Consider the following 21,200-nt stretch of genomic DNA (forward strand, 5'->3'; position numbering starts at 1 on the left):
GCGACGCAGCAATAACACTGCAGGAGCGAAAAAATTTCGCGACTGCGAGATGATGGTTAATCGCGCAGCAGCTCGTTGATGCCGGTCTTGGAGCGGGTCTTGGCGTCGACGGTCTTGACGATGACGGCGCAGGCCAGGCTCGGGCCGCCCTTGGGATCGGGCAGCGCGCCCGGCACCACGACGCTGTAAGGCGGCACCTTGCCGTAGGTCACCGACCCGGTCGCCCGGTCGACGATCTTGGTCGAGGCCGACAGGAACACGCCCATCGACAGCACCGCGCCCTCGCCGACCACCACGCCCTCGACCACTTCCGAACGGGCGCCGATGAAGCAGCCGTCCTCGATGATGGTGGGGTTGGCCTGCAGGGGCTCCAGCACGCCGCCGATGCCGACGCCGCCCGACAGGTGCACGTTCTTGCCGATCTGGGCGCAGGACCCGACGGTCACCCAGGTGTCGACCATCGTGCCCTCATCGACGAAGGCGCCGATGTTGGTGAAGCTCGGCATCAGCACGACGTTCTTGGCGACGTGCGAGCCGCGGCGGACCACGGCGCCCGGCACGGCGCGGAATCCGCCGGCGCGGAACTGGGTCTCGTCCCAGCCGTCGAACTTGTTCGGCACCTTGTCCCACCACGGACCGACGCCGCCCCCGAAGGCGCCGGAGGTCATCACACGGTTGTCGTTGAGGCGGAAGGACAGCAGCACCGCCTTCTTCAGCCACTGATGGGTCACCCACTCGCCGTCGATCTTCTCGGCCACGCGGGCCTTGCCGCTGTCGAGCAGCAGCAGGGTTTCCTCGACGGCGGTGCGCACCGGGCCGGTGGTCTGGGGGCCCAGGCCGTCGCGGGCGTCCCAGGCGGCGGTGATCTCGGTTTCCAGGTCGGCGAGCGAGATGGTCGTCATCGGGCGAGCTCCTTAACAGCGGCCGCTCGCAGGAACGGCGTCAGATGGTGCGTCCGGTACTGGACGTGAGGCGCGGCGGACCGCTCGGCGTGCGGCCCGACCAGGACGGTGGTCATACCAAGCTCGGCCGCGTGTTCCAGATTCTTCTCGCTGTCCTCGAAGAAGACGCTGGCCGTCGGCGCGATGCCGAAATGGGCGATCATCTTGGCGTAGGTCTGCGGATGCGGCTTGGGGACCAGATCGGCGGCCTCCAGGTGGAAGACGCCCTCGAAGCGGTCGGCGATGCCGATATGCTCGAGCAGGCGGGCGGCGTGGGCGGCCGAGCCGTTGGTGAAGACGTATTTGCGGCCGGGCAGGACGTTCAGAATGGCGTCGAGCTCGGGATCCCGCGGCACCTTGTCGAGCGGCACGTCGTGCACGAAGTCGAGGAACTCGGCCGGGGCGATATCGTAGTCGACCAGCACGCCGGGCAGGGTCGCCCCGTGCTGCAGCAGCCAGCCGCGCTGCAGCTGGCTGGCCTCTTCCCACGGCAGGCCCGTGACCTTGACGATGAACGCGCCGATCCGCTCGCGGATCAGGTCCATCAGTTCGGTCTCGGCCGGATAGAGGGTGTCGTCGAGATCGAACAGCCAGTGATCGACGTGACGCAGGTCGGCGCTCGAAAGCGTGTCCGGCATCAGCCGGCGCAGATCAGGGTGCCCGCGCCGTGCTCGGTGAACAGCTCGACCAGCAGGGCGTGCGGACGCCGGCCGTCGAGAATGACCACCGCTTCCACGCCGCTTTCGACCGCCGCGATGGCGGTTTCCAGCTTCGGAATCATGCCGCCGGAGGCGACGCCGCTGTCGATCAGCGCCTTGGCCTCCGAGACGGTGGCCTGGCGGATCAACTGCTTGTTCTCGTCGAGCACGCCGGCCACGTCGGTCAGCAGCAGCATGCGCTTGGCGCGCAGGGCGCCGGCCAGGGCGCCGGCCACGGTGTCGGCGTTGATATTGTAGGTCTCGCCGTCTTCGGAGACGCCGATCGGGGCGATGACCGGCACATAGTCGGTCTTCTCGTCATAGATCAGGCTCTCGATCAGGCGCGGATCGATCTGGGTCGGCTCGCCGACGAAGCCGAGGTCGACGACCTCCTCGATCTTGCTGGTCGGATCGCGGCGGGTGCGGGTCGCCTTCACAACGGTGATCAGCCGGGCGTCCTTGCCGGACAGGCCCACGCCCCGCACGTCGGCCTCGCGGCCGGCCAGGGTGATCCAGTTGGCGATTTCCTTGTTGATGGCGCCCGACAGCACCATCTCGGCCACTTCCATCGTCGCCGCGTCGGTGACGCGCAGGCCGTCGACGAAGCTCGACTTCACGCCGGCCTTGTCGAGCATGCGGCTGATCTGCGGGCCGCCGCCGTGCACCACCACCGGATGCAGGCCGAGCAGCTTGAGCAGCACGGAATCGGCGGCGAACAGCTTCGCCGTCTCCTCCGCGCCCATGGCGTGGCCGCCGTACTTGATGACCACGGTTTCGCGGTCATAGCGCTGGATATAGGGCAGCGCCTCCGCCAGGGTCTTGGCGGAGCCCCAGCCGGCCTCTTCGATCTCGTCGTCCGTCATAAGGCCGGACTCCTACGCGAAGGCTTCTACTTCTTGGTGAAGGCGCCGAACTTGGCGTTGAAGCGCGAGACGCGGCCGCCACGGTCCAGAAGCGTCTGGTTGCCGCCGGTCCAGGCCGGGTGCGTCGTCGGATCGATATCCAGCGACAGGGTCGCGCCTTCCTTGCCGTAGGTCGAACGGGTCTGGAAAGTGTCGCCGTTGGGACGCACCACGGTGATGAAGTGGTAGTCGGGATGGGTGTCTTGTTTCATAGCGAGGTCCAACCGACTTAAGGGCGGCGCTGGGAATTAAAACGACCCGCTCAACGAAGGGCGGGCCGGAAGGTCCGCGCCTATACAGAACGGGCGCGGTTTTAGCAAGCGTGGGGACGGCCAAAGTGGTGAGGGTATGAGTCAGACGGATGAGGGCGGGCGGCGCGACGTGCGCGATCGACCCGGCGCCGGAGCCGCCGTGGCCCAGGGCCTGGAGGACGCCTCCGGGCGGCGCGGCAAGAGCCGCAACGTCAAGAGCCTGGGCCGGCTGATCCCTTTCGTCGCCTCCCACAAGGGCGACGCGTTCGGGGCGCTGGTCTTCCTGCTGACCGCCACCGGCTCGATGCTGGGCCTCTCCGGCGCGGTGCGCGTGCTGGTCGACCAGATCACGAAAGCGTCGGCCGGCGGCGGCGCGGGCCTCACCGCGGCGGCCGTCGATCCGTGGTTCCTGCTGCTCGGCGTCGCGGCCCTCTGCCTCGCGGCCTCCTCGGCCCTGCGCTATTTCTTCGTCACCAAGCTGGGCGAGCGCGTCGTCGCCGACCTGCGCATCGCGCTCTACCGCCACATCCTCGGCCTCGACCCGGCCTTCTTCCTGAAGACCCGCACCGGCGAGGTGCTGTCGCGCCTGACCACCGACGTGCAGATCGTCGAGAACCTGCTCTCGACCTCGATCTCCGTGGCGCTGCGCAACCTGCTGGGCCTGATCGGCGCCCTGGTGGTGATGATCGTGGTCAGCCCCAGCCTGACCGGCCTCGTGTTGTTGCTGATCCCCTTCGTGCTCGCCCCGATCTTCATCTTCGGCAAGAAGGTGCGGAAGCTGACCGCCATCAGCCAGGATCGGTTCGCCGACGCCGTCGGCCAGGCCGGCGAGACCCTCGACGCCCTGGAAACGGTGCAGGCCTTCGGCCGCGAGGCCTCGGGCGCCCGCCGGTTCGGCGACGCGGTGAACCTGGCCTTCGCCACCTCCCTGAAGCGGATGACCGCCCGGGCGATCATGACCGCCGCGATCATCGGCCTCGTGTTCGGCGGGGTGGTGGTCGTGTTCTGGCTAGGGGTCCACGCCGGCCTGCGCGGCGCCATGAGCTGGGGCGCCCTGATCCAGTTCGCCTTCCTGTCGGTGATGGCCGCCGGTTCGGTCGGCGCCCTCGGCGAGACATGGGGCGACGTGCAGAAGGCGGCCGGCGCCATGGAGCGCATCGGGGAACTGCTCGACAGCCGGCCCAACATCGCCGCCCCGGCCAATCCGGTCGCCCTGCCCTCGCCGCCGCGCGGCCAGGTGGCCTTCGCGGGCGTCACCTTCGCCTATCCCGGCCGTCCGGACCTGCCCGCCCTCAACGGCTTCGACCTCGTGGTGCAGCCCGGCGAGACGGTGGCGCTGGTCGGCCCCTCGGGCGCCGGCAAGAGCACGGTCTTCCGGCTCCTTCTCCGCTTCTATGACCCGCAGTCCGGGGCCATCGCCATCGACGGGGTCGACCTGAAGACCGCCGATCCGGTCGAGGTCCGCTCGCGCCTGGCCCTGGTCGCCCAGGAGGCCTCGCTGTTCTCCGGCTCGGCCGCCGACAATATCCGCTTCGGACGTGAGGAGGCCGACAAGGACGCCATCCGCGCCGCCGCCGACGCCGCCCAGGCGACCGGCTTCGTGGAGGCCCTGCCCGAAGGCTTCGACACCGCCGTCGGCGAGCGGGCCAAGACCCTGTCCGGCGGCCAGCGCCAGCGCCTGGCCATCGCCCGCGCCCTGGTGCGCGACGCGCCGGTGCTGTTGCTCGACGAGGCCACCAGCGCCCTCGACGCCGAGAACGAGCGCCTGGTGCAGATGGCGCTCGACACCGCCATGGAAGGCCGCACCACCCTGGTGATCGCCCACCGCCTGGCCACCGTTCTGCGCGCCGACCGCATCGTGGTGATGGAGAATGGCCGCGTGGCCGAGCAGGGCACGCACCACGAGCTGGTGGCGCGCGGCGGTCTCTACGCACGCCTCGCCAAGTTGCAGTTCGGCGACGAGGCGGCTTGATGCTGCGCGGTTGGACAGCTGTAGTCGTCTTCTTGTTCGCGGCGAGAGCGACATGCACGGCTGAAGCCAAGCTTCGCCCGCCGGTGTTTACCGGTCCGGACTTCTTGGCGCGCGCGCCCAGGGTGACGGCATCGCTCTATCCGAAACGCGCCGCACGTGAGCGTCTAGGCGGCATGGCGACGGTGGAATGCTCGGCGACGCTTGAGGCGAAACTCGAGGCCTGCCATGTGATCGCCGAGACCCCCACCAACTACGGCTTCGGCGATGCCCTTGCTGCATTCGCACCGCGCATCAAAATCCGGCCAGCTACCTACGACGGTGCGCCTTGCATCTATCCGCTTCGCATCCGCGCGGAGTTCACACCTGGGCGAAGGCCGGCCCTGGAGAATATTCCGCGTTTCGACCTTGCGGCGCCGGACGGTCCAGATAGCTGCTCGGAACACGCCCACAGAATGGACGACGCGCGACTGGCTTGGTTCGCGGCGCAACGAGCGAGCGCGGCTCAAGCCGCTCCAAGTACTTTTGTCGATCCCGACCCCACCGGCGTCGCCACCTTCCTGACCCTGCGCATGGCCGAGGGCGGCGTCGAGCTGCAGCGGGTGTTCAAGTACGACTGCGACACCAGCATGAACGGCCTGTGCATCACCGTGCTGGCCGCCCTACGCCCCGACCGCATCGTCAGTTCCGGCCCTTGCGACCCCGCGACCTCGGCCGGCTATGCCCGGGCCAATCAGCACTGCATCGTCATCGCCTATGACGACGGCCTGACCGCCGAGGTGGTGCACACCGCCGAGGCGACGGCCGAAGGCTGGAGCGGGGACGTGGCCTATGTCGATCTGCGCCCTCCGGCCCCGCGCTGAGGAACCGGCTCCGTCCGCGACGCGTAGTCGTTGCGGCAAGACAGGAGCCCGCCATGCCTGCAGCCCGCCCCCTGGCCATCGCCGCTCTCGCCGTCCTGGCCCTCGCCGCCTGCACCGATCCGCCCGAGCGGCGCGAGAAACGGCTGGTCGAGAAGGCCGCGCCGGACATCGACACCACCATCGTCTCGCTGGCGCCCCTGACCGAAGCCGACGTTTCCGAGCATCCGCTGACCGGCGAGCTCGGCTGCAGCTTCACCAACGCCCAGGGCGAGATGGTGCTGCTGGCCAAGGGCGACGTCGCCTCCGCCGCGCCGGCCCAGGCCCTGGCGAAATCCTCGACGGCCATCGACCGGCTGACCGCGCCCAGCGGTTATGACGGCATTGTCGGCGGCGCGACCTTCAGCGGCCCGGGAAAGACCCTGAGCATCGCCGTCGAAGGCCCGGCGATCGGCGGAGGCGAGTCTCCGCCCCGCCCGGCGATCCTGACCTACGCCCGGCCCAACAACGGCGCGAGCCAGACCTTCGAAGGCCGCTGGACCTGCGGCCCGTAAGCCTCAGAACTGGAAGGCGCAGGTGATCCCGGTGGCGACGCCCTGATCGCCGAACTGCATCTGCGGCGTACCGCCAGCCCTCGGCTTGCAGCCGTTCTTCGGCATCCGCTGCAGATAGGGCTCGGCCTCCTCCTTGAAGTCGCCGCGCGGATCGAGGTTCAGCGCCCGGGGCACGCCCCGCGCCGTGCCGCGCGCCGCCGCCTCGTCCCAGAAACCCCGGCAGCGCTCCCTCTCCTCGGTGGTCAGGGGCGCGTTCGACAGGCAGGCCTCGCGCGCCCTCAGCGCCTGCCGCAGATCGAGCCGCCCGATCCCGGCGGAGACGCCGCCGTCCCAGGGGCCGCGATTGACCCGCCATTCCGGATCGATCCACGAGCCGGTCGGCGCGTCGCCCTCGGTCTCCTCGCTGGGCGGCAGGATCGAGGGCGGGGCCGGCAGCGGCGCCCGGTTGGATGGGGCCGCCCCCGCTTGTCGCACGAGACTGCGCGGGCGGGCGCGGCTTTCGCGCGGCGAAAGCTCGAAGGCGACGACGACGGGATCGTAGACCTCGACCGGCGCGGGCTCCGGCGTGAAGGCCAGCAGGGCGAGCAGCGCCAGATTGATCCCCGCCGCCAGGGGCGTGGCGACCATCCAGGGTTTCAGGCGTCGTTGTCGCGCCACGGTCCGCCGCTTGCCGCTGCTGTTTACGGCCAAGGTGGAGCTTGGATGAGGGCGGAAAGATGACCGACGCGGCGGCGCGGCGCCTTCCGGCGGCCGGGTGTGCTACTGCGCGCGCCAGGAGGCCGCGCGCGTGAGTCTAGTCGTCGATCCCGATCCGCCCGTGGGGCCGCCGCTTTCGCCGCCCGAGGCCGACGGCCTGCCGAAGCCGCAGCGCTACTTCGCCGTCCTGGCCGTGTGGCTCGCCATCGGCATGGCGGTGCTGGACGGAGCCATCGCCAACGTCGCCCTGCCGACCATCGGACGGGAGCTGGGCGCCGATCCGGCCGCCTCGATCTGGATCATCAACGCCTATCAGCTGGCGATCACCGCCGCCCTGCTGCCCTTGGCCTCGCTCGGCGACAAGATCGGCTACCGTAAGGTCTATCTGGCCGGACTGACCCTCTTCACCGTCGGCTCGCTGGCCTGCGCCCTGTCGCACAACCTGCCGCAGCTGATCGGCTCGCGGGTGATCCAGGGTCTGGGCGCCGCCGGGGTGATGAGCATCAACGCCGCCCTGGTGCGCCACATCTATCCGACCCGGCTGCTCGGGCGCGGCATCGGGTTGAACGCGGTGATCATCTCCATCGCCAGCGCGGCGGGCCCGACCGTCGCCTCCGCCATCCTGGCCGTGGCCGGCTGGCAGTGGCTGTTCGCCGTCAACGTGCCCATCGGCCTCCTGGCCATCCTGGTCGCCTCGCGCGCCCTGCCGCATATCGAAGGCTCGCGCGCGCCGCTCGACTTCCCGTCGGCGATCCTCAACGCCCTCGCGTTCGGCGGGCTGATCCTGGGCGCCGAGCGGTTCGCGCGCGACGGCCTGGCGCCCGCCCTGCCCGCGCTAGTGGTCGGCGCCGTCGCGGCGGCGCTGCTGGTGCGGCGGGCGCTGGGTCAGACGGCGCCGATGGTGCCCATCGACCTTCTGAAGATCCGCATCTTCCGCCTGTCGATCCTCACCTCGATCATCTCGTTCTCGGCCCAGATGCTGGCGCTCGTCGCCCTGCCGTTCTTCTTTCAGGGCATGATGGGCCGCGACGCCGTCGCCACCGGCCTCCTGATGACGCCCTGGCCCATCGCCGTGGGCGTCGCCGCCCCCATCGCGGGACGCCTCTCCGACCGCTATCCCGCCGGCGCCTTGGGCGCCATCGGCCTCGGCGCCTTCGCGCTCGGGCTGGCGTTGCTGGCCCTGCTGCCGGCCGGGGCGAGCGACTTCGACATCGTCTGGCGGATGGCGCTCTGCGGCGTCGGGTTCGGCTTTTTCCAGTCGCCCAACAACCGCACCATCGTCTCGGCGGCCCCGCGCGCCCGCAGCGGCGGGGCGGGCGGCATGCTCGCCACCGCCCGCCTGCTCGGCCAGACCAGCGGCGCGGTCGGCATGGCGGTGCTGTTCCACGTCGGCCAGCCGAGCCCGACGACGCTCGCGCTCGGGATCGGCGCCGTCATCGCGGCCCTGGCCGCTGTCGCCAGCCTGACGCGGCTGCGCGCCTAGCTCAGGCCGCGCTGGCGGATCAGGGCCTCTAGGGCCTGGATGCGGGACTCTTCCGACGGATGGGTCGAGAGCATCTGCGGCGGGCCGCCGGCGGAGCGGTTCTGGGCCATCAGCCGCCAGAGGGCGACGGCCTCGCTCGGCCGATAGCCGGCGCGGGCCATGTAGTCGACGCCCAGGGCGTCGGCCTCCAGTTCGTGACGACGCGAAAACGGCAGCAGGAACCCGACCTGGGCGCCGGCCCCACCGAGGCTGGACAGCAGACGCGCCTTCTCTGTCCCATTGCCGCCCACCGCCGAGGCCCCCGCGGCGACGATGGTCTGCGAAGCGGCGGTCTGGGAGTAGCGCTCGGCCGCGTGCTGGGCGGTCAAGTGGCCGATCTCGTGGCCGATGACGGCGGCCAGCTGGTCGTCGTTCTGCACCAGGGCCAGCAGGCCGGTGTTCACCCCGATCTGGCCGCCGGGCAGCACGAAGGCGTTGGCGCTGGGGTCCTCGAAGACCACGTACTGCCAGGGGCGATCCGCCACGCCCGCCGCCCGCACGAGCTTCTGGCCGACGGTGGTGACGCGGGCGTTGTAGCCGGTGTTCTGCGAGACGCGGCCCTGGCGCAGGGTCTCGGCCCAGGCCTGGTTGGAGGCGGCGACCAGGGAGTCGTTGCCGACCAGCAGGAACTGCCTGCGCCCCAGGTCCTCGTTATAGGCGCAGGCGGCCACCGAGACGGTGGCGGCCATGGCCGCGATCAGACGCCGCTGCATCATCCCCTCCCCGAGCCCTCGCCTAGTTCAGGTCCGTCGAAACGCTGGGCTCCGACAGCAGAGCCTCCATCGCCTTCCAGCGCTCGGCCTGGTCGCCGGCCTTCTCGATGTGGGCCTGCACCATGTCCTTACCGATGCCGTAGTTGATGATGTAGCTGCGGTAGGTGTCGATGAAGCTCAGGCGCTGGGTGGCGGTGGCCTGGGCGCTGGGGCCGTACTTCATCAGCTGGGCGATGGCCGTCGCCTTGTCGATGCGGCCGGCGAGATAGGCGTCGGCGATGGTGTTCTGCGCCCCCACGAGACCGGCGCTGGCCTTGCGCATCTGGTCGTAGGCGTCGGCGGTCTTAGGATCGAGGCCGGCCAGGGGGTAGAGCACCTCCTTCTCGAACTTCAGCTGATCGTCGCCGGGAAAGGCGAGATCGATGCCGTAGTTGGCCGAGCCCTCGGAGATCAGCGACTGCGGACCGTAGAGCGGATTGACGGCGAACTCGACCCAGCCGCGCTTCTTGGTCAGGTTTTCTTCGGTCAGCAGGTTCAGCACATGGTGGCCGGGATAGCCCTCGTGGCAGCCCAGGTCGACGGCGCGGCCGATCCGCACCGGCAGGTCGGTGTTCACCTGGATCAGGCTGTGGCCGTTCCCCTTGTACCAGTTGTAGCCGCTCCACGGCTTGTTCTTGACGAACTCCAGGTCGAACTTCTCGTTCGCCGGCAGGGCGATGTGGGCGACCGTGCGCTTGCGGCACTCGGCGATGGCCGCCTTCATCACCGCGTCCAGCTTGTCGGACGGCACGATGTAGCGCTTGTTGAAATTGTCGACGCGGGTCGACAGGTCGCCCGGCCCGGGGGCCAGCGCCTCGATCTTGGCCAGGACGGCGTCGTAACTTTCCAGCGGCTTCAGGTCCGGCCGCACGCCGAACAGCGCCTCGGCCTCGTCCTGGAACGGCATGTTCTTGCCGCCCTTCATCTCCAGGCGGGTGAAGGCCGCCTTGCTCTGACCGATCAGATAGGCGCGGCGCTTGGCCTCGATGGGCGTCAGGGTGGCCGGATCGACCTTCTCGGCCGCGGCCACCAGGCGCTGGGCCTCGGCCATCAGCTGCTCGGCGGTGCGCGGCTTGGTCTTGGCCGTGGCCTGGGCCTCGGGCGGGCCATAGTAGGCGTCGACGAAGCCCGGATCGTAGTTATCGACCTCCAGGGCCAGGGCGACGAAGTCGCGGCCGATGGGATCGAGCAGGGCGGCCTGCGACGCCGCCGGCGCCGGCGGCTTGCAGGCGGCGAGCGCGAGGACCGAGACGGCCGCGACAGCGGCGAGGGTCAGTTGGCGGGGCATTGGAATCCTCCCGAACGGCGCGTCGCGGGCAAGTCCGTGCCGTACGGCCGCCGCGCGCGCTCATTATGCTGGGAGTCCTTGTAGCGGGCCGGAGAAATTCATCCAGCCCCCTCGGGAAAAGTCAGGCGTTGGCGGCCTGCAGGCGTTCCAGGATCAGCGGGTGCAGATCGAGGTTGGAGGCCAGCACCGAGCCGCCGCCGAGCATGTCCTCGCCGCCGTCGGCGTCGGTCACCTTGCCGCCCGCCTCGGTGACCAGCAGCAGGCCCGCCGCCAGGTCCCACGGCTTCAGGCTGCGTTCCCAGAAGGCGTCGAAGCGGCCGGCGGCCACCCAGGCGAGGTCCAGGGAGCAAGCTCCGAAACGACGAATCCCGGCGACGCGCTGGGTCAGCTGGTGCAATTCCTTGAAGAAGCGGCCGTGCTGGCCGTGGCCGGCGAACGGGATGCCGGTGGCGATCACCGACTCGTCCAGGGTGCGCCGGGCGGCGACGCGAAGGCGCTTCTCCGCCCCCAGGAAGGCGCCCTTGCCCTTTTCGGCCCAGAACAGGTCGCCGGTGGCCGGATTGTAGACAACGCCGGCGACCACGCTGCCCTCCCGCTCCAGCCCGATGCTGATCGCGAAGTGCGGCATGGCGTGCAGGAAGTTGGTGGTGCCGTCGAGCGGGTCGACGATCCAGGTGTGGCTCTTGTCGGTGCCTTCGACGAGGCCGCTTTCCTCGCCCATGAAGCCGTAGCCGGGCCGCGCCTTGGTCAGGGCCTCGAGCAGCACCTTCTCGGCCTTGATGTCGGCCGCCGAGACATAGTCGGCGACCCCCTTCTTGGAGACCTGCAGCTCGGCCACCTCGCCGAAGTCGCGAGCAAGCCCGCGGCCGGCCTTGCGGGCGGCGTCGATCATCACGTTCAGAAGGGCGGAGGGCGTGGTCATGGGTAAGGGTCTTTCGCGAGGCGGCGGAACCTAGTGCGCGAACGGCGCGAACGGAAGACGTGGCGGATGAATCCGCGCCTCAGCCTCGGTCCGAGAGGCCAAGCGCGATCTCGCGGTTCAGCATCTCGACGGCGGCGGCCGGCCCGGCCGCGTGGCGCCACACCCCGGCGCTGACGGCCAGGAAGTCGGCGCCGGCGGCGGCGAGGCCGCGGGCGTTGTCGGCCGTGATCCCGCCGATGGCGACGCAGGGCGTTTCCATCGTCTCCTGCCAGATCGAGAGGATTTCCGGATCGGCGCGGGTCGGGGCGTCCTTGGTGTCGGTGGGGAAGAAGGCGCCGAAGGCGACGTAGTCGGCCCCGGCCTCGGCGGCCTCCATCGCCAGGTGCCGGCTGTCGTGGCAGGTGACCCCGACCATGCGGTCGCGGCCCATCAGGCGGCGGGCCTCGGCATAGGGCGTATCCGACTGGCCGACATGCACCCCGTCGCAACCGAGGCGGGCGGCGAGGTCGGGCCGGTCATTGAGGATCACCGCCACGTCGCGGGCGTGGCAGATCGGCAGGACGAGGTCGACGGCGGCGGCGATCACCGTCTCCGGCATATCCTTCAGCCGCACCTGCAGGGCGGCGACGTCGCCGGCCTCCAGCGCCTGGGCCAGGGCGTGGCCGAATTTCGCCAGGTCGTCCAGGGCGGGCGGCGTGATCAGGTAGAGGCGGCAGTCGGCGGGCTTCGTCATCCGCTCCGTCTAGCCGGTTTTCACAGCGGGGGCAGCAGGGCCTTCAGGGCGTAGGCGACGACGATCGTCGCGAGGGTGGAGGCCGCGGCGAGGCCGACGAACCAGGCGATGCGGCGCGCGAGGGAAGGTTTCGGTTCTCCCCGCCCGGGCGGGCCCTCAATGATAGTGGGCATCGGCGTCAACCTTGCCGCGGAACAGCCAGTAGACCCAGGCGGTGTAGCCGAGGATCACCGGCAACAGGATGGTGACTCCAACCAGCAGGAAGGCCAAGGCGTTGTCGGCGTTGGCGGCCGTCCGGAAATCGATGTCGTAGGGCACGATCAGCGGGAAGAAGCCCGCCGCCAGCCCCGCGAAACCCGAGAGAAAGACCATAAGCCCGCCGACGAACGGCAGCGCCCAGCGATCGCGCGCCAGGCCGTAGGCGACCAGGGCGAGACCGGCGAGCCCGAGCAGGGGGATCGGCAGCAGGGGCGGCAGGCGGTCGAGATCCAGGGCGTGACCGTCGAACCCCCAGCGGGCGGCGACGCGCGGATGAATCCACAGGGTCGCGAGGCTGACGGCGGCCAGGAACCCGGCGGTGGCCCCGGCCGCGATGGCGGCCCAGCGGCGGGCGTCGCGGTGCAGCTGGCCCTCGGCCTTCAGCATCATCCAGCCCGCGCCGAGCAGGGCGTAGCCGGCGACGACGCCGCAGGCGACCAGCAGGCTGTAGGGCGTCAGCCAGTCGAACGGCCCGCCGGCGAAGGCCTCGCCCCGCACCGTCACGCCCTGGACGAAACCGCCGAGGATCAGGCCCTGGGCGAGGGCGGCGGTCGCCGAGCCGCCGGTGAAGGCCGCCGTCCAGAACGCCTTGCCGCGCTTGCGGCCGTGCAGACGAAACTCGAAGGCGACGCCGCGCAGGATCAGGGCCAGCAGCATCAGGATCACCGGCAGGTAGAAGGCCGGCATGAGAATGCCGTAGGCGACCGGGAAGGCGGCCATCATGCCGCCGCCGCCGAGCACCAGCCAGGTCTCGTTGCCGTCCCACACCGGGGCGATGGCGCTCATCATCGTGTCGCGCTCACGCGGGCTGCGCGCGAAGGGAAACAGGATGCCGACCCCCAGGTCGAAGCCGTCGAGCATCACATAGAGGCAGACGGCGACGCCGAGGACGCCGATCCAGATCAACGGCAGATCGAGGCTCATGGCGGCGTCTCCCCGGCTTCCGAGGGCGCGGAAAGCGGCGAACCCGGGGCGCGGTCTTCCGGCGTCGGCGCCGGCTCGACCTCCACCGGCCCGCGATCGAGCAGGCGCAGGATGTAAAGGGCGCCGGCGCTGAACACGATGGCGTAGACGATCAGGAAGGCCAGCAGCGAGGTCGAGACCTGACCGGCCCCGACCGGCGAGACGGCGTCGCGCGTGCGCAGGAGGCCATAGATCACCCAAGGCTGGCGACCGGCCTCGGCGACGATCCAGCCGGCGATCACCGCCACGAAGCCGGCCGGCGCCATCAGCGTCGCCGCCTTGAGAAACAGAGGCGAGCGCTCCGGCCCGCCGCGCCAGACGAGGAACGCGCCCCACAGGCCGAGCCCGATCATCGCCATGCCGAGCCCGACCATCACCCGAAAGCCCCAGTAGACCAGCCAGACCACCGGCCAGTCCGACTTCGGAAAGGCGTCGAGGCCGGTCAGCACGGTGTCGCGCGAGACGCCCTGGGTGATGGCGCCGACGCCCGGAACGGCGATCTCGAAGTGCGTCTTGCCCGCCGCGCGGTCGGGCAGGCCCATCAGGCTGAGCGGCGGATCGGCGCGCGTCTCCCAATAGGCCTCGATGGCGGCGAGCTTCAGCGGCTGATGGTGACGCACCACCTCGCCGGAGACGTGACCGGCGACCAGCTGCAGGGGCGCGACGATGGCCAGCATGCCGATGGCCATGCGCAGGGCGATGCGCGATTCCGCCTGCTTCGGCTGCTTCATCAGGCGCCAGGCGCTGGCCCCGCCGACCACCAGGGCGGTGGTCAGGTAGGCTCCGAGCAGCATGTGAACGAGGCGGCTCGGGAAGGTGGGCGAGAACACCACCTTCCACCAGTCGACGGCGATCAGGCTGCCGTCCGCCAGCACCGCGTGGCCGGTCGGGTGCTGCATCCAGCTGTTGGCGGAGAGAATCCAGAAGGCCGAGATGAAGGTGCCGATGGCGACCAGCAGGGTGGCGGTGAAGTGAAGGCCCGGCCCCACCTTCTTCCAGCCGAACAGCATGATCCCCAGGAAGCTGGCCTCCAGGAAGAAGGCCGTCAGCACCTCGAAGCCGAGCAGCGGGCCGATCACCGGGGCCGCGACGCGCGAGAAGACGCTCCAGTTGGCGCCGAGCTCGTAGCTCATCACCACGCCGGAAACGACGCCCATGCCGAACGACAGGGCGAAGACCTTCAGCCAGAACAGGTAGAGCCGCTGGAACGCCTCGCGGCGGGTGGTCAGCCATAGGGCCTCGAGCACGGCGAGATAGCTCGCCAGCCCGATGGTGAAGGCCGGGAAGATGATGTGGAAAGCGATGGTGAAGGCGAACTGCAGCCTCGCCAGGATGAGAGCGTCCACGCGCCACCTCCGATGCCCGTAGGAGACGCCGCGCCTGAAGGCGCGTCAAATCCGTAAAATTACTTACGCCCCGCGACAGCCCGTCAGATGCAAATGAGTTGCAAACCCTTTCGCATGTAGCTATCTGCTGATCGTCCAACTCGGGTCGGAAGAGCGTCTTGTACGTCTGCAACTGCAACGGGCTTCGCGAACGCCAGGTGCGCGCCGCAATCGATGCGGGCGCCAACCGTCCGGCCGAGGTCTTCCGTCATCACCAGTGCCAGGCTCAGTGCGCCAAGTGCGTCTGCGACATGCGCGCGATGATCGACGAGAGCCGCGAAGCCCTGCGTTTCGCCGCGGAGTAGTCGCGGTCAAGGCCGCTACTCAGAATCGTTTTCGGTGTTTTTGCGCTAACGCGAGACGTTCGCGAATATTTCTGCGCAACCGCGAAACACTCGCAGACATTGTTGTTGCGGCACAAAGCCTTCGTCGCATACTCGTCCCGCAGACCGACAGACATGAGGCCCGGCCATGCAAGGCGACATCAATATTATCCGCATCCTGAACGCTGTGCTCACCAACGAGCTGACGGCGGTGAACCAGTACTTCCTGCATGCGCGGATGTATCAACACTGGGGCCTGACCAAGCTCGGCAAGATCACCTATGACGAGTCGATCGGCGAGATGAAACACGCCGACAAGCTCATCAAGCGCATCCTGCTGATCGACGGCCTGCCCAACCTGCAGGACCTGCACAAGCTGAAGATCGGCGAGACCGTGCCGGAAGGCCTGGCGGCCGACCTGGCGGTGGAAGTCGCCGGCCGCGCCACCCTGATCCCGGGCATCAAGGCCTGCGAGGACGCCCAGGACTACGTCTCTCGCGAGCTTCTGGTCGAGATCCTGTCCGACACCGAGGAGCACATCGACTTCCTCGAGACCCAGCTCGGCCTCGTCTCCCTCCTCGGCGAGCAGAACTACCTGCAGAGCGCCCTGGGCGAACTGGAAGGCGGCGAAGGGCACTGAACCCACCGCTCGTGGTTTGAAATCGGGCGTGGCCGCGAGGCCGCGCCCTTTTTCATGACCCGCGATCTTTGGGGAACCTGCAGCGTTGATTAGGGTTAGGCTTTAGTTGGAGGAGGCCCGCGCCCAATGAACGCCTACACGTCCGCGCGCGACTTCAAGGTCGCTCATCGGCCCGCCGGCCCGGTCGCCCATCTGGCGCTTGGCGTCGGCCTGGCGGGGGCCGCCGTGGCCCTGGCCTTCCTGGCCTCGCGCGAGCCCAAGCCGGACGTCTTCGATATCGACTACAACGCCGAGCATGCGGAGGCGATCGAGGCCGTGCCGCCGACCATCGTCCACGCCCCGCCGCGTCCGATGATGAATCTCATCTGGCCGCCGGTCTTCATGGCGCTGGCGCTGTCCGGCCTGCGGGTGTGGAGCGCTCCGCCGAGCCAAGCGCGCACGCGGGCGCTGACCATCTGGAGCCTGCTGCAGGGTTTCAACGCCGCCTGGATGACCTTCGGCTCCCGCCGGGTCGGCGGCCAGGTCACCGCCGGCGCCGCCGCCATCGGCGCGGCCGTCGCCTACGCCCTCAACGCGCGCAAGGTCGAACAGCCGCTTACCGGCCTCGCCAGCCCCTATGTCGGCTGGATGGGCTTCGCCAATGTGCTGAACGAACAGCTATGGAAACGCCGGGGCGTCGACGCCTCTCAGTGACAGCTTCCCTCTCCCTTGATGGGAGAGGGGCAGGGGTGAGGGTGATGCTGAGCCAGACGACACGCGAGGACGCGGGCTGAAAGGCCGCCTTCACCCCCATCCCTACCCTTCCCCCATCAAGGGGGAAGGATTGTAACCTTTACTCCGCCGCGACTTTCGCGCCGGTGCGAGGCGTCAGTTCGCCGGTCAGGTAGCGCTTGGCCATGGCCGAGGTGTGCAGGGCGCGGATGCTGTAGGCCTTGCCGGCGGCGCCGAACTCGATGAAGCGCTGCTTCACCACCTTGCGCATCGCTTCCTTGGCGGGTTTCAGATAGGCGCGCGGGTCGAACTCGCCCGGACGTTCGGCCAGCACCTTGCGGATGGCGCCGGTGATGGCCATCCGGTTGTCGGTGTCGATGTTGATCTTGCGCACGCCGTGCTGGATGCCGCGCTGGATCTCCTCCACCGGCACGCCCCAGGTCTGGGGCATCTCGCCGCCGTACTGGTTGATGATGTCCTGCAGGTCCTGCGGCACCGACGACGAGCCGTGCATGACGAGGTGGGTGTTGGGCAGGCGGCGGTGAATGTCCTCGATGACGTTCATCGCCAGGACCTCGCCGTCCGGCTTGCGGGTGAACTTGTAGGCCCCGTGGCTGGTGCCCATGGCGATGGCCAGGGCGTCGACCTGGGTGCGCTCCACGAAGTCGACCGCCTGGTCCGGGTCGGTCAGCAGGGCCGAATGGTCGAGCACGCCCTCGAAGCCGTGTCCGTCCTCGGCCTCGCCCATGCCGGTCTCCAGGCTGCCCAGCACGCCGAGCTCGCCTTCCACCGACACGCCGCAGGCGTGGGCGGTGTCGACCACCTCGCGGGTCACGGCGACGTTGTACTCGTAAGAGGCGGGAGTCTTGCCGTCGGCCTCCAGCGAACCATCCATCATCACGCTGGTGAAGCCGTACTGGATGGCGGTGGCGCAGGTGGCCGGGCTGTTGCCGTGGTCCTGGTGCATGCACACCGGGATGTGCGGATAGATTTCGACCAGGGCGTCGATCAGGCGGGCCAGCATGATGTCGTTGGCGTAGCTGCGGGCTCCGCGGCTGGCCTGGATGATCGCCGGAGCGTCGAGCTCGTCGGCCGCCTCCATGATCGCCAGGCCCTGCTCCATGTTGTTGATGTTGAACGCGGGCAGGCCGTAGTCGTGCTCCGCCGCGTGGTCCAGCAACTGCCTCAGAGTGATGCGCGCCATATCTCAACAACCCCCGTTTGGACCGGCGAGGTGGGAGGGGCCGGTCACTGAATGAATGCGCCAAGGGCCATGGCGTTCGATCGCCGCCACGCCCGCTGCTTACGCAACTGTATACACATTCGTGCGGTTACCGCCCAACCGGGGGGCGGCCCGTCCTCTCATTTACCCTGGGGGCCGTTACGCCTGTAGCGCTTCGACACCCGGCAGAACCTTGCCTTCCATCCATTCAAGGAAGGCGCCACCCGCCGTGGAGACGAAGGTGAGTTCGCCCGCCACCCCGGCGTGGTTCATGGCCGCCACGGTGTCGCCGCCGCCGGCGACGGCGATCAGGCCGCCCGACTTGGCGAGGCGCCCGGCTTCCTTGGCCACCGCCACGGTCGCGGCGTCGAACGGCGGGATCTCGAACACGCCGAGCGGGCCGTTCCAGATCAGGGTCTTGCACTCGGCCATGGCGGCGATCAGGCGCTCGGCGCTCTTCGGGCCGGCATCGAGGATGCGGTCGGCCGCGCCGACCTCGTCGAGGTCGCGCGTGAAGGAGGGAACGCCGGCCTCCATCTTCTCGGCGACGACCACGTCGATCGGCAGCAGGATTTCACAGCCGTTGGCCTCGGCCTTGGCCAAGATCTCGCGGGCGGTGTCGGCCATGTCCTTCTCGGCGAAGGAGGCGCCGATGTCGTGGCCCTGGGCGAACAGGAAGGTGTTGGCCATGCCGCCGCCGATGGCCAGCTTGTCGAGCTTGCCGACCAGGTTCTGCAGCAGGTCGAGCTTAGTCGAGACCTTCGAGCCGCCGACGATGCCGATCACCGGCCGCCGCGGCTGGCCGAGGGCCGCGTCCAGCGCTTCCAGCTCCCGCTGCATCGACAGGCCCGGATAGGCGGGCAGCAGCCTGGCGAGGCCTTCGGTCGAGGCGTGGGCGCGGTGGGCGGCCGAGAAGGCGTCATTGACGTAGAGGTCGCCGAGGGCGGCCAGCTGGCCGGCGAACTCGGGATCGTTCTTTTCTTCGCCCGCGTGGAAGCGGACGTTTTCCAGCAGGGCCACGCCGCCGGCCTCCAGGCCGTCGATCACCGCCTTGGCGTCCTCGCCCACGCAATCGGCGGCGAAGGCCACCGGCTGCTCCAGCAGCTTCGACAGCGGCTCGGCCACGAAGCCGAGGCTCATCTCCGGAACGCGCTTGCCCTTGGGCCGGTCAAAGTGCGCCAGCAGAACCGTCTTGGCGCCCTTGGACGACAGGAAGTGGATAGTCGGCAGGGCGGCGCGCAGACGGGTGTCGTCCGTCACCGCCCCGTTCTCGACGGGCACGTTGAAATCGACGCGGACCAGGGCGGTCTTGCCGGAGAGTTCGGCGGTCTCAAGGGAACGGAAGGGCATGGCGTCGACCTCTATTCGAATTCCTCGTCCCCCGACCGCCCCTTTGGTGCGGTCATCGGACGTAACCTGGGCCCGCTCGCGCGGGCGCCTCAGGATCAGGCATTCGACTGCGACGCCGAAGTAGCCCTCATCCTGAGGTGCGAGCGAAGCGCGCCTCGAAGGACGAGGGCGGCTCCGCTGCTCCGCCCTCTTAGAGGAACTTGGCCATCTGCAGGGCCGTGTCGCTCATGCGCGTCGCGAAGCCCCACTCGTTGTCGTACCAGCTGAGCACGCGGGCCAGCTTGCCTTCGATGACCTGGGTCTGCGGCAGGGCCGCCGTCGAGCTGGCCGCCACGTGGTTGAGGTCGTGCGAGACCAGCGGTTCGGTGGTGGTCGCCAGCACGCCCTTCATCGGACCCTCGGCGGCCGCCTTCAGCGCGGCGTTGATCTCTTCCACCGAGGTGTCGCGACCGGCGACGACCTTGAGGTCGACCACCGAGACGTTCGGGGTCGGCACGCGGATCGACGAGCCGTCGAGCTTGCCCTTCAGGGCCGGCAGCACCAGGCCCAGCGCCTTGGCCGCGCCGGTCGAGGTCGGGATCATGCTCAGGGCCGCGGCGCGGGCGCGGTAGAGGTCCTTGTGCATCGTATCCAGCGTCGGCTGGTCGCCGGTGTAGCTGTGGATGGTGGTCATGTAGCCACGCTCGATGCCGAACAGGTCGTGCAGCACCTTGGCCACCGGGGCCAGGGCGTTGGTCGTGCACGAGCCGTTGGAGACGATGATGTCGTCGGCGGTCAGGGTGTCGTGGTTGACCTTGTAGACGATGGTCTTGTCGGCGCCGTCGGCCGGGGCCGAGACCAGCACGCGCTTGGCGCCGGCGGTCAGGTGGGCGCTGGCCTTGTCCTTGGCGGTGAAGATGCCGGTGCATTCGAAGGCGATGTCGACGCCGAGGTCGGCGTGCGGCAGCTTCGACGGGTCGCGCTCGGCGGTCACCTTGATCGGGCCGAAGCCGACGTCGATCGTATCGCCCGCCACCTTCACTTCGCCGGGGAAGCGGCCGTGCACGCTGTCGTAGCGGAACAGGTGGGCGTTGGTCTCGACCGGACCGAGGTCGTTGATGGCCACGACTTCGATGTCGGTGCGGCCGTGTTCGGCGATCGAACGCAGGACGAGGCGGCCGATGCGGCCAAAACCATTGATCGCGACGCGAAGGGCCATGGTGTTCTCCTGAGGACGACCGCACGGACTGCGGTCCGGTTATTTTAATTTTGCAGCGCGTTTTGCGGCTGCGAAGGGGGAAGTCAACCCCGCGCGCGTGAAACACGTCCAGGGAACGACGGCTCCGCCCCATCGACGCTTCCGGTCGCGCGCGACGCAGGTCTATATGGGGACGATGACGATGAGGTCGATGCCATGAGCGCAGACGGCGAAAGCGCCCTGGACCTCGCCGCGCGGCGACTGGAGCGGGCGGTGGGTCTCCTCGAACAGCGGGTGGGCGAGCAGCTGGCCCGCGCCGGCGCCGAAGGGGGCGGCCTGTTCGATCAGGACCGCGCCAACCTGGCCACCGCCCTCGACGCGGCCCGCGCCCGCGAAAAGGCGCTGGAGGCCGCCGGAGTCGAGGCCTCCGCGGCCCTCGGACGCGCCATCTCGGAAATCCGCGCGGCCCTGGCCCGCGACGACGCCGCCCAGGCGGCTGCGGGAGGCCAATGACATGGCGCAACTGACCATCGAGGTGAACGGCAAGCCCTATCTGGTCGGCTGCGAGGACGGCCAGGAAGAGCATCTGCGCGAGATCGCCCGGCTGTTCGACAACCAGGTGCGGCAACTGTCCTCCGACGTGGGCTCGCTCGGCGAGACGCGGCTGTTCCTGATGGGCGCCCTGATGCTGGCCGACGAACTGGCCGACCTCAAAAATCGCATGGCCCGGCTGCAGGCCGAGCACGCGCGCCTTCAGGCCGACCAGAGCCGGGCCGAGGTCAAGGCGGTGGCGGCGCTGGAGGCGGCGGCCAAGCGGATCGAGATTCTGGCGACGGGGGGCGAGGCGGCCTGACGCACCCGCGTTTCGGCGGCTTACGTTTCCGGCCTCGGCGCCCTACATTGGCTCCCGGCGGGTCCTGCTGCGGCTCTCGTCGGAGACGACCATATCCCTCCGGCCTTAATTCACTCGAAGGGAGCTGTCCCTGTCCGTGGCCGTGGCTGCGGGTATACGGCGCCCACCTGGTTAGCCAGGCTCGAGGGGATTGAAATGATCTTCACGGTTTTCGCGGCGCCGCCACCCTT

At 69.2% G+C, this 21,200-nt stretch carries 24 protein-coding genes and 1 other RNA gene; 10 read left to right on the forward strand and 15 right to left on the reverse strand.

Annotated features, from left to right (window positions below; translation table 11 throughout):
• Positions 1 to 56 precede the first annotated feature (56 nt).
• The 4 genes from dapD to rpmE are packed head-to-tail and all read right to left on the reverse strand — an operon-like array spanning position 57 to position 2,753.
• Positions 57 to 902 (reverse strand): 2,3,4,5-tetrahydropyridine-2,6-dicarboxylate N-succinyltransferase, encoded by an 846-nt coding sequence (gene dapD, locus ACFLIT_RS17230; protein WP_479912497.1) that lies wholly within the window; start codon positions 900 to 902, stop codon positions 57 to 59.
• On the reverse strand, positions 899 to 1,579 hold the full coding sequence (locus tag ACFLIT_RS17235) for a pyrimidine 5'-nucleotidase (protein ID WP_479912498.1): 681 nt from the start codon (positions 1,577 to 1,579) through the stop codon (positions 899 to 901). Before ACFLIT_RS17235 ends, dapD begins: the two co-directional genes overlap by 4 nt.
• Positions 1,579 to 2,502, reverse strand: a complete 924-nt coding sequence (gene argB / locus ACFLIT_RS17240) for an acetylglutamate kinase (RefSeq protein WP_479912499.1) — start codon at positions 2,500 to 2,502, stop codon at positions 1,579 to 1,581. The genes ACFLIT_RS17235 and argB overlap by 1 nt, the downstream gene beginning before the upstream one ends.
• A 26-nt stretch (positions 2,503 to 2,528) precedes the next feature.
• Positions 2,529 to 2,753, reverse strand: a complete 225-nt coding sequence (gene rpmE / locus ACFLIT_RS17245) for a 50S ribosomal protein L31 (protein ID WP_479912500.1) — start codon at positions 2,751 to 2,753, stop codon at positions 2,529 to 2,531.
• 136 nt (positions 2,754 to 2,889) lie between these two features.
• On the opposite strand from rpmE, the gene ACFLIT_RS17250 reads away from it, so the two are divergent.
• The 3 genes from ACFLIT_RS17250 (at position 2,890) to ACFLIT_RS17260 (ending at position 6,175) form a co-directional block, all read left to right on the forward strand.
• Complete coding sequence (locus ACFLIT_RS17250; RefSeq protein ID WP_479912501.1) at positions 2,890 to 4,764, forward strand: ABC transporter transmembrane domain-containing protein; 1,875 nt, start codon at positions 2,890 to 2,892, stop codon at positions 4,762 to 4,764.
• Between the two features lie 173 nt (positions 4,765 to 4,937).
• On the forward strand, positions 4,938 to 5,624 hold the full coding sequence (locus ACFLIT_RS17255) for a hypothetical protein (RefSeq protein ID WP_479912502.1): 687 nt from the start codon (positions 4,938 to 4,940) through the stop codon (positions 5,622 to 5,624).
• Positions 5,625 to 5,677: 53 nt separating this feature from the next.
• Positions 5,678 to 6,175: a hypothetical protein gene (locus ACFLIT_RS17260; protein WP_479912503.1), complete on the forward strand. Its 498-nt coding sequence runs from the start codon at positions 5,678 to 5,680 to the stop codon at positions 6,173 to 6,175.
• Between the two features lie 3 nt (positions 6,176 to 6,178).
• Here the strand turns inward: ACFLIT_RS17260 and ACFLIT_RS17265 are convergent, their stop codons facing one another.
• Positions 6,179 to 6,802, reverse strand: coding sequence for a hypothetical protein (locus ACFLIT_RS17265; protein WP_479912504.1), 624 nt, complete (start codon positions 6,800 to 6,802; stop codon positions 6,179 to 6,181).
• A gap of 160 nt (positions 6,803 to 6,962) precedes the next feature.
• Between ACFLIT_RS17265 and ACFLIT_RS17270 the strand changes: the two genes are divergently transcribed.
• Positions 6,963 to 8,354 carry an MFS transporter gene (locus tag ACFLIT_RS17270; protein WP_479912505.1) on the forward strand — a complete coding sequence of 464 codons (1,392 nt, stop codon included), beginning with the start codon at positions 6,963 to 6,965 and terminating at the stop codon, positions 8,352 to 8,354.
• Here the strand turns inward: ACFLIT_RS17270 and ACFLIT_RS17275 are convergent.
• The 7 genes from ACFLIT_RS17275 to ACFLIT_RS17305 all read right to left on the reverse strand — a co-directional run bounded on the left by ACFLIT_RS17275 (position 8,351) and on the right by ACFLIT_RS17305 (position 14,655).
• Positions 8,351 to 9,106 carry a M48 family metallopeptidase gene (locus tag ACFLIT_RS17275; RefSeq protein WP_479912506.1) on the reverse strand — a complete coding sequence of 252 codons (756 nt, stop codon included), beginning with the start codon at positions 9,104 to 9,106 and terminating at the stop codon, positions 8,351 to 8,353. The two genes, ACFLIT_RS17270 and ACFLIT_RS17275, sit on opposite strands and share 4 nt — an antisense overlap.
• Before the next feature lie 22 nt (positions 9,107 to 9,128).
• Positions 9,129 to 10,433: a hypothetical protein gene (locus ACFLIT_RS17280; RefSeq protein WP_479912507.1), complete on the reverse strand. Its 1,305-nt coding sequence runs from the start codon at positions 10,431 to 10,433 to the stop codon at positions 9,129 to 9,131.
• A 121-nt stretch (positions 10,434 to 10,554) separates the two neighbouring features.
• Positions 10,555 to 11,355, reverse strand: a complete 801-nt coding sequence (locus tag ACFLIT_RS17285; RefSeq protein WP_479912508.1) for an inositol monophosphatase family protein — start codon at positions 11,353 to 11,355, stop codon at positions 10,555 to 10,557.
• 79 nt (positions 11,356 to 11,434) lie between these two features.
• Complete coding sequence (thiE, locus tag ACFLIT_RS17290) at positions 11,435 to 12,088, reverse strand: thiamine phosphate synthase (protein WP_479912509.1); 654 nt, start codon at positions 12,086 to 12,088, stop codon at positions 11,435 to 11,437.
• A 20-nt stretch (positions 12,089 to 12,108) separates the two neighbouring features.
• On the reverse strand, positions 12,109 to 12,261 hold the full coding sequence (locus ACFLIT_RS17295) for a hypothetical protein (RefSeq protein WP_479912510.1): 153 nt from the start codon (positions 12,259 to 12,261) through the stop codon (positions 12,109 to 12,111).
• Positions 12,245 to 13,270, reverse strand: a complete 1,026-nt coding sequence (gene cydB / locus ACFLIT_RS17300; protein WP_479912511.1) for a cytochrome d ubiquinol oxidase subunit II — start codon at positions 13,268 to 13,270, stop codon at positions 12,245 to 12,247. Before cydB ends, ACFLIT_RS17295 begins: the two co-directional genes overlap by 17 nt.
• Positions 13,267 to 14,655 (reverse strand): cytochrome ubiquinol oxidase subunit I, encoded by a 1,389-nt coding sequence (locus tag ACFLIT_RS17305; protein ID WP_479912512.1) that lies wholly within the window; start codon positions 14,653 to 14,655, stop codon positions 13,267 to 13,269. The genes cydB and ACFLIT_RS17305 overlap by 4 nt, the downstream gene beginning before the upstream one ends.
• A gap of 158 nt (positions 14,656 to 14,813) precedes the next feature.
• On the opposite strand from ACFLIT_RS17305, the gene ACFLIT_RS17310 reads away from it, so the two are divergent.
• The 3 genes from ACFLIT_RS17310 (at position 14,814) to ACFLIT_RS17320 (ending at position 16,350) form a co-directional block, all read left to right on the forward strand.
• Positions 14,814 to 14,999, forward strand: coding sequence for a (2Fe-2S)-binding protein (locus ACFLIT_RS17310; protein ID WP_479912513.1), 186 nt, complete (start codon positions 14,814 to 14,816; stop codon positions 14,997 to 14,999).
• Between the two features lie 166 nt (positions 15,000 to 15,165).
• Positions 15,166 to 15,657: a bacterioferritin gene (gene bfr, locus ACFLIT_RS17315; RefSeq protein ID WP_479912514.1), complete on the forward strand. Its 492-nt coding sequence runs from the start codon at positions 15,166 to 15,168 to the stop codon at positions 15,655 to 15,657.
• Positions 15,658 to 15,783: 126 nt separating this feature from the next.
• On the forward strand, positions 15,784 to 16,350 hold the full coding sequence (locus ACFLIT_RS17320) for a tryptophan-rich sensory protein (protein ID WP_479912515.1): 567 nt from the start codon (positions 15,784 to 15,786) through the stop codon (positions 16,348 to 16,350).
• A gap of 139 nt (positions 16,351 to 16,489) precedes the next feature.
• On the opposite strand, the gene fba is transcribed toward ACFLIT_RS17320, so the two are convergent.
• From fba to gap, 3 genes are all read right to left on the reverse strand, one after another.
• Positions 16,490 to 17,572 carry a class II fructose-bisphosphate aldolase gene (gene fba, locus ACFLIT_RS17325; RefSeq protein ID WP_479912516.1) on the reverse strand — a complete coding sequence of 361 codons (1,083 nt, stop codon included), beginning with the start codon at positions 17,570 to 17,572 and terminating at the stop codon, positions 16,490 to 16,492.
• Positions 17,573 to 17,749: 177 nt separating this feature from the next.
• Positions 17,750 to 18,940, reverse strand: coding sequence for a phosphoglycerate kinase (locus ACFLIT_RS17330; protein ID WP_479912517.1), 1,191 nt, complete (start codon positions 18,938 to 18,940; stop codon positions 17,750 to 17,752).
• Positions 18,941 to 19,130: 190 nt separating this feature from the next.
• On the reverse strand, positions 19,131 to 20,138 hold the full coding sequence (gene gap, locus ACFLIT_RS17335) for a type I glyceraldehyde-3-phosphate dehydrogenase (protein ID WP_479912518.1): 1,008 nt from the start codon (positions 20,136 to 20,138) through the stop codon (positions 19,131 to 19,133).
• A gap of 195 nt (positions 20,139 to 20,333) precedes the next feature.
• On the opposite strand from gap, the gene ACFLIT_RS17340 reads away from it, so the two are divergent.
• The 3 genes from ACFLIT_RS17340 to ssrS all read left to right on the forward strand — a co-directional run bounded on the left by ACFLIT_RS17340 (position 20,334) and on the right by ssrS (position 21,194).
• Entirely contained in the window at positions 20,334 to 20,630 is a 297-nt protein-coding gene (locus ACFLIT_RS17340; RefSeq protein WP_479912519.1) for a DUF4164 family protein, read from the forward strand.
• Between the two features lies 1 nt (position 20,631).
• Positions 20,632 to 20,970 (forward strand): cell division protein ZapA, encoded by a 339-nt coding sequence (locus ACFLIT_RS17345; RefSeq protein WP_479912520.1) that lies wholly within the window; start codon positions 20,632 to 20,634, stop codon positions 20,968 to 20,970.
• 61 nt (positions 20,971 to 21,031) lie between these two features.
• Positions 21,032 to 21,194, forward strand: a non-coding RNA gene (ssrS, locus tag ACFLIT_RS17350) — 6S RNA.
• The last annotated feature ends 6 nt before the right edge of the window (positions 21,195 to 21,200 follow it).

This window comes from Caulobacter sp. HJHS_5 (assembly GCF_056683955.1).

What these genes read in the sequence shown, in the direction of transcription:
- ACFLIT_RS17345 (WP_479912520.1), top strand. Translation starts at nt 20,632, where the DNA reads ATGGCGCAACTGACCATCGAGGTGAACGGCAAGCCCTATCTGGTCGGC.
- fba (WP_479912516.1), bottom strand. Translation starts at nt 17,572, where the DNA reads ATGGCGCGCATCACTCTGAGGCAGTTGCTGGACCACGCGGCGGAGCAC.
- ACFLIT_RS17295 (WP_479912510.1), bottom strand. Translation starts at nt 12,261, where the DNA reads ATGCCCACTATCATTGAGGGCCCGCCCGGGCGGGGAGAACCGAAACCT.
- ACFLIT_RS17320 (WP_479912515.1), top strand. Translation starts at nt 15,784, where the DNA reads ATGAACGCCTACACGTCCGCGCGCGACTTCAAGGTCGCTCATCGGCCC.
- ACFLIT_RS17285 (WP_479912508.1), bottom strand. Translation starts at nt 11,355, where the DNA reads ATGACCACGCCCTCCGCCCTTCTGAACGTGATGATCGACGCCGCCCGC.
- gap (WP_479912518.1), bottom strand. Translation starts at nt 20,138, where the DNA reads ATGGCCCTTCGCGTCGCGATCAATGGTTTTGGCCGCATCGGCCGCCTC.
- dapD (WP_479912497.1), bottom strand. Translation starts at nt 902, where the DNA reads ATGACGACCATCTCGCTCGCCGACCTGGAAACCGAGATCACCGCCGCC.
- cydB (WP_479912511.1), bottom strand. Translation starts at nt 13,270, where the DNA reads ATGAGCCTCGATCTGCCGTTGATCTGGATCGGCGTCCTCGGCGTCGCC.
- ACFLIT_RS17250 (WP_479912501.1), top strand. Translation starts at nt 2,890, where the DNA reads ATGAGTCAGACGGATGAGGGCGGGCGGCGCGACGTGCGCGATCGACCC.
- thiE (WP_479912509.1), bottom strand. Translation starts at nt 12,088, where the DNA reads ATGACGAAGCCCGCCGACTGCCGCCTCTACCTGATCACGCCGCCCGCC.
- bfr (WP_479912514.1), top strand. Translation starts at nt 15,166, where the DNA reads ATGCAAGGCGACATCAATATTATCCGCATCCTGAACGCTGTGCTCACC.
- ACFLIT_RS17330 (WP_479912517.1), bottom strand. Translation starts at nt 18,940, where the DNA reads ATGCCCTTCCGTTCCCTTGAGACCGCCGAACTCTCCGGCAAGACCGCC.
- ACFLIT_RS17275 (WP_479912506.1), bottom strand. Translation starts at nt 9,106, where the DNA reads ATGCAGCGGCGTCTGATCGCGGCCATGGCCGCCACCGTCTCGGTGGCC.
- rpmE (WP_479912500.1), bottom strand. Translation starts at nt 2,753, where the DNA reads ATGAAACAAGACACCCATCCCGACTACCACTTCATCACCGTGGTGCGT.
- argB (WP_479912499.1), bottom strand. Translation starts at nt 2,502, where the DNA reads ATGACGGACGACGAGATCGAAGAGGCCGGCTGGGGCTCCGCCAAGACC.
- ACFLIT_RS17255 (WP_479912502.1), top strand. Translation starts at nt 4,938, where the DNA reads ATGGCGACGGTGGAATGCTCGGCGACGCTTGAGGCGAAACTCGAGGCC.
- ACFLIT_RS17280 (WP_479912507.1), bottom strand. Translation starts at nt 10,433, where the DNA reads ATGCCCCGCCAACTGACCCTCGCCGCTGTCGCGGCCGTCTCGGTCCTC.
- ACFLIT_RS17260 (WP_479912503.1), top strand. Translation starts at nt 5,678, where the DNA reads ATGCCTGCAGCCCGCCCCCTGGCCATCGCCGCTCTCGCCGTCCTGGCC.
- ACFLIT_RS17265 (WP_479912504.1), bottom strand. Translation starts at nt 6,802, where the DNA reads ATGGTCGCCACGCCCCTGGCGGCGGGGATCAATCTGGCGCTGCTCGCC.
- ACFLIT_RS17235 (WP_479912498.1), bottom strand. Translation starts at nt 1,579, where the DNA reads ATGCCGGACACGCTTTCGAGCGCCGACCTGCGTCACGTCGATCACTGG.
- ACFLIT_RS17340 (WP_479912519.1), top strand. Translation starts at nt 20,334, where the DNA reads ATGAGCGCAGACGGCGAAAGCGCCCTGGACCTCGCCGCGCGGCGACTG.